Source organism: Desulfobacter sp., assembly GCF_050177295.1.
In genome coordinates this window covers 1-8,727 of sequence record NZ_JBFXHE010000177.1, presented here as the reverse complement: position 1 = coordinate 8,727, position 8,727 = coordinate 1, and the positions used below count along the sequence as shown (strand labels likewise).

Annotated in this window: 10 protein-coding genes; 7 read left to right on the top strand and 3 right to left on the bottom strand. The window is 47.3% G+C overall.

Annotated features, from left to right (window positions below; genetic code table 11):
• The coding region (locus AB7U36_RS13120; RefSeq protein ID WP_428160212.1) for a hypothetical protein at positions 1-484 on the top strand (484 nt) is incomplete at its 5' end.
• Here AB7U36_RS13120 and AB7U36_RS13115 read toward each other — a convergent pair.
• Entirely contained in the window at positions 481-756 is a 276-nt protein-coding gene (locus tag AB7U36_RS13115; protein ID WP_428160213.1) for a group II intron maturase-specific domain-containing protein, read from the bottom strand. The genes AB7U36_RS13120 and AB7U36_RS13115 overlap by 4 nt on opposite strands.
• Positions 757-1,016: 260 nt before the next feature.
• On the opposite strand from AB7U36_RS13115, the gene AB7U36_RS13110 reads away from it, so the two are divergent.
• The 6 genes from AB7U36_RS13110 (at position 1,017) to AB7U36_RS13085 (ending at position 5,821) form a co-directional block, all read left to right on the top strand.
• Positions 1,017-1,265 carry a hypothetical protein gene (locus AB7U36_RS13110; protein ID WP_428160211.1) on the top strand — a complete coding sequence of 83 codons (249 nt, stop codon included), beginning with the start codon at positions 1,017-1,019 and terminating at the stop codon, positions 1,263-1,265.
• Between the two features lie 5 nt (positions 1,266-1,270).
• The gene (locus tag AB7U36_RS13105) at positions 1,271-1,483 is read left to right on the top strand and encodes a type II toxin-antitoxin system HicB family antitoxin (protein ID WP_428160210.1); all 213 of its coding nucleotides are present in this window, start codon (positions 1,271-1,273) and stop codon (positions 1,481-1,483) included.
• A gap of 194 nt (positions 1,484-1,677) precedes the next feature.
• Entirely contained in the window at positions 1,678-2,220 is a 543-nt protein-coding gene (locus AB7U36_RS13100; RefSeq protein ID WP_428160209.1) for a hypothetical protein, read from the top strand.
• Positions 2,221-2,553: 333 nt separating this feature from the next.
• Positions 2,554-3,774, top strand: coding sequence for a DUF2325 domain-containing protein (locus AB7U36_RS13095; protein ID WP_428160208.1), 1,221 nt, complete (start codon positions 2,554-2,556; stop codon positions 3,772-3,774).
• A gap of 320 nt (positions 3,775-4,094) precedes the next feature.
• Positions 4,095-5,111, top strand: a complete 1,017-nt coding sequence (locus tag AB7U36_RS13090) for a sensor histidine kinase (RefSeq protein WP_428160207.1) — start codon at positions 4,095-4,097, stop codon at positions 5,109-5,111.
• Positions 5,081-5,821: a response regulator transcription factor gene (locus tag AB7U36_RS13085; RefSeq protein ID WP_428160206.1), complete on the top strand. Its 741-nt coding sequence runs from the start codon at positions 5,081-5,083 to the stop codon at positions 5,819-5,821. The genes AB7U36_RS13090 and AB7U36_RS13085 overlap by 31 nt, the downstream gene beginning before the upstream one ends.
• A gap of 6 nt (positions 5,822-5,827) precedes the next feature.
• Here the strand turns inward: AB7U36_RS13085 and AB7U36_RS13080 are convergent, their stop codons facing one another.
• Together AB7U36_RS13080 and AB7U36_RS13075 are read right to left on the bottom strand one after the other, a co-directional pair.
• Positions 5,828-7,600: a DUF6178 family protein gene (locus AB7U36_RS13080; protein WP_428160205.1), complete on the bottom strand. Its 1,773-nt coding sequence runs from the start codon at positions 7,598-7,600 to the stop codon at positions 5,828-5,830.
• 39 nt (positions 7,601-7,639) lie between these two features.
• On the bottom strand, positions 7,640-8,727 hold a 1,088-nt coding region (locus AB7U36_RS13075), incomplete at its 5' end, for a radical SAM protein (RefSeq protein ID WP_428160204.1).

The following is an 8,727-nucleotide window of genomic DNA, read 5'->3' as shown; positions in this document are numbered from 1 at the left end:
CATATTTCTCCATCTGTTTTTACCGGTGTCATTATGGGCTGTGGAGATAGCCCCCCGGATATCGGATCGTGAGATCATTGAAAAGCTTGCTGTTCTCGAAGAGGGGCAGAAAGCGCTCAGGGCTGAAATGAAATCGGGCCAGGAAGCGCTCAGGTCTGAAATGAGGTCGGGCCAGGAAGCACTTAATAAAAGACTGGATGATTTAAACAAAAGACAGGATGATTCAAATAATACGATGCTTGTTCTTTTCGGATCCCTCATCACGCTGATTGTGGCGCTTTTTGGTTATATCGCCTGGGATCGTCGTACCATGGTGAAGCCGGTGATTGAACAGGTCAATCGGCTGGAACGTAAAGTGCTGGCTGATCTGGATTTGGAACACTCGGATGGTTCACTTTTAAGAAGGCAGCTTGAGGCATTGAGACAATATGCCGGAAAGAATCCTGAATTTGCTGAAATACTGCGGGGATTGGCGCTGCTTTAGAAAAAAAGACAAGAAATTCGGGGTTCTGTAGAGAACCGTTTATACCCATTTGTCCTGGTACGAACCTTATACCGTACGCATAAATGCTTACGGACCCTTTCTTCGGTAAACCATTTGACCCGAGCCATCACTTCCGTGCTGTGCTGGTAGTGAAAATAAGCTGACCAGCCTTGGGTCGCATAGTTGATCTCATCAATATATCCATCAGTTAACGGCCCTTCACCGTAACCGCATTGGGTCTCCTGCACTGCACTGCAATTCTTCCGGCACATGCCATCCCTGCTACCCCGGAAGATCACCTGAAAGGATTTCCGTTTTCTACTCCCAGGCACTACGGCCTTCCCTTGATGTTCAAAAGGTCGGCATCTTCACAGTTGTTAGGGCATACGGACACCATATTTAATTATTGACATCCCCTGCCAGGGATTTTCGTGCATTATGTTTGACATCATGCTTGTTTCGTGATTATTGTATAAAATCCGTTTCAGACTATGCTACTCAACGATGTTTTGATTCTCTGAATGGAGTCACCGTGGGGAAATTGGATAAGATATTTACTATCATACTGAGTGGCGCATCAGACAACAATATCCTGTTTTCCGACTTGCGTCATATACTCGGTGCGCTTGGTTTTAACGAGCGCATCAAGGGTGACCACTTTATCTACAGCAAGATTGGTGTGGCGGAAATTATCAATCTGCAACCGCTGGGCAGTAAGGCAAAAGCGTACCAGGTGAAGCAGGTGCGAAACCTGATTCTTAAATATAAGCTGGCGAGGTAACAATTATGCAAAGCCGATACGAACTTATTATTTACTGGAGCGACGATGACCAATGCTTCATCGTTGAAGTGCCTGAACTACAGGGCTGCATGGCCGATGGATCAACTTATCGGGAAGCCGTAAAAAATGTCGAGGTTATTATTCAGGAATGGATTGAAACCGCCCGTCAACTTGGACGTCCCATACCGGAGCCAGCCGGAAAACTCATGTATGCATAGCAATTCAATACCTTTTTTGCCATTTTGCCAAATATATGGGTTGGGGGCAAATCTTTAATCTTGACACATGCGCATAATCGGTGGGGTGGTTGCTAATCAATGCCCTGATGGGTATATCATTTCATGGCGATTGATGTGAAAAAAGATATCCGTTATAGCTGATTGAAGTAAAAAAAAGGGGAGGGGGGGGGGACATGAAATCAAACCTATTGAACTGTGTGATGATTGTATTCATATTTCTCCATCTGTTTTTACCGGTGTCATTATGGGCTGTGGAGATAGCCCCCCGGATATCGGATCGTGAGATCATCGAAAAACTTGCTGTTCTGGAAGAGGGTCAGAAAGCGCTCAGGACTGAAATGAAATCGGGTCAGGAAGCACTTTCAATAAGACTATCAGACCTCAGGGCTGAAATGAAATCGGGTCAGGAAGCGCTTAATAAAAGACTGGATGATTTAAACAAAAGACAGGATGATTCAAATAATACGATGCTTGTTCTTTTCGGATCTCTCATCACGCTGATTGTGGCGCTTTTTGGTTATATCGCCTGGGATCGTCGTACCATGGTGAAGCCGGTGATTGAACAGGTCAATCGGCTGGAACGTAAAGTACTGGCTGATCTGGATTTGGAACACTCGGATGGTTCACTTTTAAGAAGGCAGCTTGAGGCATTGAGGCAATATGCCGGAAAGAATCCTGAATTTGCTGAAATATTGCGGAGGTTGGCGCTGCTTTAGTATTTTCTTTGTCTGTCATGGGGGAATTTTATCCGGACTGGCTGTTCAGTCAAGGGGGTATCTTGAAAGCTAAAACGCCAAAAACGAATAAGCTTACATAACATGAATTATCGAGCTGAACTCCCAAAATGCAAAAGGAGGTTAAACAGTATGAAAAAAAATCGCATGACGATTGATCCAGCTTTCTGTTGGAAAATTGTTCATACCAGGGCTACCATTTTTTTAAATTCAACATTTTTATTATTGACACCTTATGCATTGTTTTGTATTAAATTAAAAATTAGTTTTATCTAACTTAATTTTTATAATCATTGAAGCTTAGGGGGATGATTGATGGACGCTATGAAGTGCTTTTTAAATATCTGGGAAATCGAGCGCAATTTTAAATGTCCCGTGATCGGCGCCATGCTGTCTGTTGACAAGCATAAAGACATACTTAAAAAATGCGGCTGGGATGTCAGCGCCCTTAAACCCTATCAATACCACGCCTATCTTATGGGGTGCATGGGGGATGAAAATGCGGTGTCTATCAAGACAAACAACTATATCCGGCACCAGTCCGGAAAATATATGAAGCAAATTGCATCTCTTTTTAAAAAAAAGGATGCAAAAGGGGTAAGAGCGCTATGGAACGACTATTCGGCCCGGGGGATCATCGGTCCGGTGATGTATGCCATTGTTTCTCACACGGATACGGATGTTGAGTTGCTCCAGGATATCCATGGTGAAGTTCATATGCTTTCCCATGCCAATATGACGGAAGTTTTCAATATCCGGCGCAGGCTTGAAACTGCCGATCAGACCCTGGACCGGGAAAAAAGCAAGAGTTGTGAAAAAAGTAAAAAAATCCGGGACCTGGTCAGTCAGTTGAAGCAGGCTGGTAAAGAAAAGGATTCTTTTGCAGAGGAAAACACCCGGCTGAAAAAGAAACTTGCTGAACTTGAAACCCAAACCGCTTTGCAGCAGCCGTTAGTCCCTGATCGGAATCAGAATGTTGAACATCTTGAACAGGCATTGAGCTGTCAAAGGGAAGAGGCCCTTCGCACGGAACGGGAGAGAAAACAACTTGAGATTCAATTGTTCAGCGCCAGAAATGAGAACTCAATGCTTAGGGAAGAGTTTGCACAGATCTCTTCGGTCTTTGCCGCCGGGACAGATGATATATACACGTGCCGGGAACCTGAGACTTGTCCGGTACCAGGCTCCTGCCCCAACGCGGATTGTCCAAGACGCCGCCTGTGCGCCAGACGGATCTTTATGATAGGCGGAATTACGAAAATGAAATCCTACTACCGGCAGATTGTTGAAAATGCCGGTGGCGAGTTTGACTACCATGACGGTTATCTCAAAAACAGTAATGAGGATCTTGCCGCTAAAGTCAGACGGTGTGATGTGGTTGTCTGTCCCGTGAGCTGCAACAGCCATAATGCCTGTTTAAAGGTCAAGCATTTATGCACACGGTACAATAAAGAACTGAAAATTTTAAACAGCGCAAGCCTTTCAGCCGTTACCCAGGCGTTGATCGTTCCCGATGATGCTGTAAGTATCAACTAATGCCCATCCAGAAATAACATGTTGACATTTTTTCAATTTGGGAAATAATGGAGCTACAAAAATATTTGTGAAGACAAGATAGATATGGAAAAAGCGCCCGGCAAAGGGGTCCGGTTCACCATCATTTTTCCGGAATTGACTAAGAGCCTGTTTGGTAATTGATGAATCGGCTGCAATCTCATGAAAATGGCCCCAATTTCCCCAAATTTTATGCCAATAGTCCGGCTATTAACAGAAAATTTGTGAAAATTGGTTCTCATTTTCATGAAATTTCGCTTCGATTCCCTAATTACCAAACAGGCTCTAAAGAAGACTGATCCATGCAGATCCTGAACCCTTCCCGGTGGTATCTCCATCCGGTGTTTATTTTTGCCTGTTCCATTTTTGCCCTTGCCACATTTCTGGTCCTCACGGTCAGCCTTTACATGGAGATCCGTTCTGCCCTTGAGGTGGTGATGCTCAAGTTCAACATCGCACCCCAGGCCATTTTCCCCTCCAAAACCGGGATGACGATACTTGTCCTGAGCCTTTTGATCTTCGTGGTTCTGGCCGGCATTTTTTTAGCCTTTATCTATTACCAGAAAACCGCGAACCTGTTCCGGCTTCAGCACAATTTTATCTATAATTTCACCCATGAACTGAAAACGCCTGTAACGTCTCTTCGCCTTTACCTTGAAACCTTTATCCGTCATCCCATGGACCCTGGGGATGTAAAAAAATACAGTGCTGATATGCTCAAGGATATTGACCGGCTCACGGAGAATATAGACCGGATTCTTAACCTGGCACGCATAGAGAGCCAGAATTTCGGATCAAAGGTGACCCGGGAAAGCCTTGTGGTTTTTTTAAAGGAGTTCTGCCGGAAAAATGCCACCCTGTTCAGGGACCTTGACATCAAGATTGAAAATCAGTCAGGGGGCAGATTCGAGTATCCGGTAAACGCCTTTTTACTGGATATTCTGCTGACCAATATTTTTTCAAATGCCATCCGCTACAATGAAAGCCGCACACCCTGTCTGACCATTTTGTTTAAAAGTTACTTGCAGAAAGTCACCATAGATTTTATTGATAACGGTATCGGTGTGGATAAAGAGGAGGCAAAAAAGATTTTTCGAAAATTTTACCAGGCAAACAGGAATAATAACCATGCAACCACAGGGTCGGGCCTTGGGTTATACCTTGTATCAAGTATTGCTGCCATTCATGGCTGGCGAGCCTCGGTCTCCAGTGAAGGTAAGGGGAAAGGCGCCAAATTTACCATTACCATCCCCCGGGCAAGCATTGCCGGCGTCAGAGATAAGGCGTTATGGAAACGGCTGAGAAAAAACGTGTTCTGATCATAGAGGATGAATCCCATATTGCCGAGGGGATCAAGTTGAACCTCACCCTCCAGGGGTATGAGGCCAAAGTGGCTGCCGACGGCATTGAAGGCCTTGAAAAATGGCGTGCCTGGTTCCCTGATCTTATTGTTCTGGACATTATGCTGCCTATGGTTGACGGGTTTTCCATTCTCCAGACCATCCGCCGGGAAGATGAAAAGATCCCTGTGCTGATTTTATCGGCCCGGGGGGACACCCGGGATAAAGTTCGGGGATTGAAATACGGGGTGGATGATTACCTGTCCAAACCCTTTGATCTTGAAGAATTTCTTTTGCGGGTGGAGCGGCTTGTAAAGCGCAAAGAATGGTACGCACAGCCCCGAAAAGAGGAAAAAAAATCAGGCTGCCCTTTGTTTGAAGGAACCGCTTATTCCTTTGGGACAAATCACATTGATTTTGTGACATCCACGGCCCGGTGTGCAGCCGGTGAAGTGGTCCTGACCGAGCAGGAGATCACCTTGCTGCGGATTTTCATCGCCCACCAGGGAAAGCCGTTGTCCCGGAAAATGCTACTTAAGGCCGGGTGGGGATATGCCAGGGATACCACCACCCGGACCGTGGACAATTTCATTGTCAGATTCAGAAAATATTTTGAACCCGAACCCAAGTCCCCGGTCTATTTTAAAAGCCGCAGGTCTGTGGGCTATATTTTTGAACCCGGGGAATAAAAGGGGTTAATCCTGCCCTGCCAGAAGGAACATGGGCATAAACCGCGGATCCAGGTCCCGGGTCATGACATGGCCGTATTCCGACTCCAGTTCCCGAAAAAGTGTGTACAAAATGCCCTGGAGTGCTGTGGGCAGATCTGTCTCATGCATGCCGGATGCCCGGGCAGCCCATAATCCAAAATCCTTTGCCTGGGTATCGCCGATGGTCCCTTCCCGGCTGAAAAGCTGGGCAAAGAAATCCTTGAATTCAGAAATTTCAATGGGCGCAAGACTCAACGGCTTTGACGTGTTCAGGCCCATACGGTCCCGGACCCACAAGGTCAGGATCATGCTTTTGTATGTGAGCACCCCAAAGCTGAAGGTGGCAATGTCCACATCCAGGCGGTTGAGAAAGTCATCCAGGCAGATGATTTCATCCAGCTGCCGCCGGGTGGCCCTGATATCGGACAGGCTGGCAAAGTTGCGGTATAAGGTTTTGTTGGCATAGTTGGCAAAAAACATGGGCCGCTGGACCATGAGTCCTCCAATAATGCCCAGGTAGGTTTCCCCCAGAAAACTTAAGGGCAGGTTTTTTGCCCTGATAAAGCTTGTCTCATGCCATTTGCGCGCCATGGCCTGCAGCCTTGCGCCTTCCCTGCTTCCGGTTCTGAAAATATCTTCAAGAAAATATCTTTTAATCAGCCCCACGGCACGCTCCACGCTGATCTCGGCGCCTTCCATAAGCACATCAAGGCCCAGGCTTAAGGTTGACATGGTTTTTTCAAGGGGTTTTTCAATGGATTCCCGGTTCCTGATTCTTATCCTGTCTGCACTGATGCCTTTGTTGATCAGGGCGGCAAGTTCACTGTCAAGACCCGGTATTCCCCCTTGTGTATTGACTTGTTCCAGGGCTTTTACAAACAGGTTGTCACCTTTTAAAAACTGGGTGAAAAACATGGGCGGCATGGGAATATCCGGGTCAAATGCCTGGGGTTTACGGGGAGTTGCAGGTCTGGAAGGTAAGTTTTTACCGGCAACTGGCTGGTAAATACCAATGGCCTCATGGGCCGGTAAAAAGCCTTTTTCCGCCAGCCTGATGTTTTTCTGCCGGAACTGTTCCTCCTCTGCTTCGGCGGGCAGAAGGCTTAAGGTCTCAAGGAACAGGCCGTGGAGAACCGACAGGTCCATGGCGGCAAGGGTTCTTATCATCTGTTCGATTAATTGCGGGGCGTCATCGGGCAGACCATCTTCCCGGGGAGTATCCTGGGGCAAAAGATCTTCCTGGGGGTCTTCATCCGGGCCGGATTGCTGGTCAGGAAACCTGAAATAAAATTTATCATCCAGGGTAATGTAGTCGTCAAAATCCTCGGGCGGTACTTCATCGTGTTCCCGGATACAAATACGCATCTTCCGTGACAGATAATATTCCACAAAATCGGGTTTTTCCGTGATGACCCAGCGCAGAAGGCGTTGGGGATCGGCCTTGAATAAAAGGGAAAACACCTGGGTCATCATATGGGTATTGAGCCGGTCGTCATCCCAGACCTCCACGTCAAGGATATACTCCCACTGGCTGGATGCGGCCAGGGCCAGAACCGGAATAAAATCATCAACCCCGACTTTATGCATCAGGTAATACAGGTCCTGATCCGGAAAGGACTGGATCAGCGTGGCAGGGGAGGGGGCCTCCAGGATCATGTCAAGGGCTTTGGCCCCGTCGCTGACTATGATGTCCCGGCGCAAACTCTGCAACTTCAGTTCTTTTCTGGTTTTATTGGCCAGTTGATAATCGTTGTTCATATTAAGGATATTTCCCCCCGGGTTTGATTGATAAATGAATTAACGCGTTGTTTTCTGTGTTTTCTGTTTACATATATTGATGTACTGCCCCAAAGCCGGATCATGGGCAAACGGGGTGAAATATGTTAATGCGCCGTGAAAATCACCGGTATTCATCAGGCACACCCCCATGCACACACAAAGATCCTTGTTATCTGGAAACTGGGACAGCCCTTTGTCAAGAAAGGCCATGGCCCCGGAAAAATTTTTTTGCTTCTGGCAAATCATGGCAAGCCCCTGGAAAGCTCTGGGGCAAGGATAAAACTGCAATGCCTTTTCAAACAGATTCACGGCCATCTGCCCGGCATTTCTGACCCGTTTATCCCGGGCATATTCCCCGTGGGAAAAGGTCATGGCAAGCCTTGATAAGAAATCAGCATGCAAGGGGGCAAGCCCTTTATCCGGATGAAGGGTAATGCGGTTGATAAAATTTTCTAGATTGTCAAAAAAAGCCTGCCTGAGCCGGTCACCCCACCCCTTAACCCGGGAAAAGTCCATGTCCGGGTCCAGTTCCCACCAGGGCAGATCTTCTATGTTTTTTTGCCAGACACCCTCATGGGTCCATCCTTTTTGTAAGGCCCGGTTATACAAGGCTGTGCCGGGAAAGGTGACCAGCATATAAAACACCGTGCTCAAGGGGCCTAACCGGATCATAAGATCAATACTCTCCTGGATGGTGGCATCGGTCTCCCCCGGAGAGCCATAGATAAAATAGGCCCGGGGCAGGATACCTGCGGTACGCACCTTGTCAAAGGCCGCCACACAGATGTCATTGTCAATGGGTTTGCCAAGGATCTTTTTGATGGGCTCAGCCCCGGATTCAATGCCGAAGCTGATCTGGATGCATCCGGCCCGGCGCATGGGTCCAAGTATGCTCTCGTCAATATAATCCACCCGGGAGATGGCATTCCAGGTGATGCCAAGATCTGCCCGGATTATTTTTTCGCACAAGGCCCTGACTGCATCGCCATCCATGGTAAAGGTGTCGTCACTGATGAAAAAATGGGTTACGCCCTTTTGGGCAAGTGCCTTGATCTCTTCGAACAGCCATTGGGGGGAGTGGCGGCGGACAAGGGAGGTGCCCCAGA

Coding starts and splice junctions, on each gene's coding strand:
- AB7U36_RS13115 (WP_428160213.1), bottom strand. CDS start 756: ATGTGCCGGAAGAATTGCAGTGCAGTGCAGGAGACCCAATGCGGTTAC.
- AB7U36_RS13105 (WP_428160210.1), top strand. CDS start 1,271: ATGCAAAGCCGATACGAACTTATTATTTACTGGAGCGACGATGACCAA.
- AB7U36_RS13100 (WP_428160209.1), top strand. CDS start 1,678: ATGAAATCAAACCTATTGAACTGTGTGATGATTGTATTCATATTTCTC.
- AB7U36_RS13095 (WP_428160208.1), top strand. CDS start 2,554: ATGGACGCTATGAAGTGCTTTTTAAATATCTGGGAAATCGAGCGCAAT.
- AB7U36_RS13090 (WP_428160207.1), top strand. CDS start 4,095: ATGCAGATCCTGAACCCTTCCCGGTGGTATCTCCATCCGGTGTTTATT.
- AB7U36_RS13085 (WP_428160206.1), top strand. CDS start 5,081: ATGGAAACGGCTGAGAAAAAACGTGTTCTGATCATAGAGGATGAATCC.
- AB7U36_RS13080 (WP_428160205.1), bottom strand. CDS start 7,600: ATGAACAACGATTATCAACTGGCCAATAAAACCAGAAAAGAACTGAAG.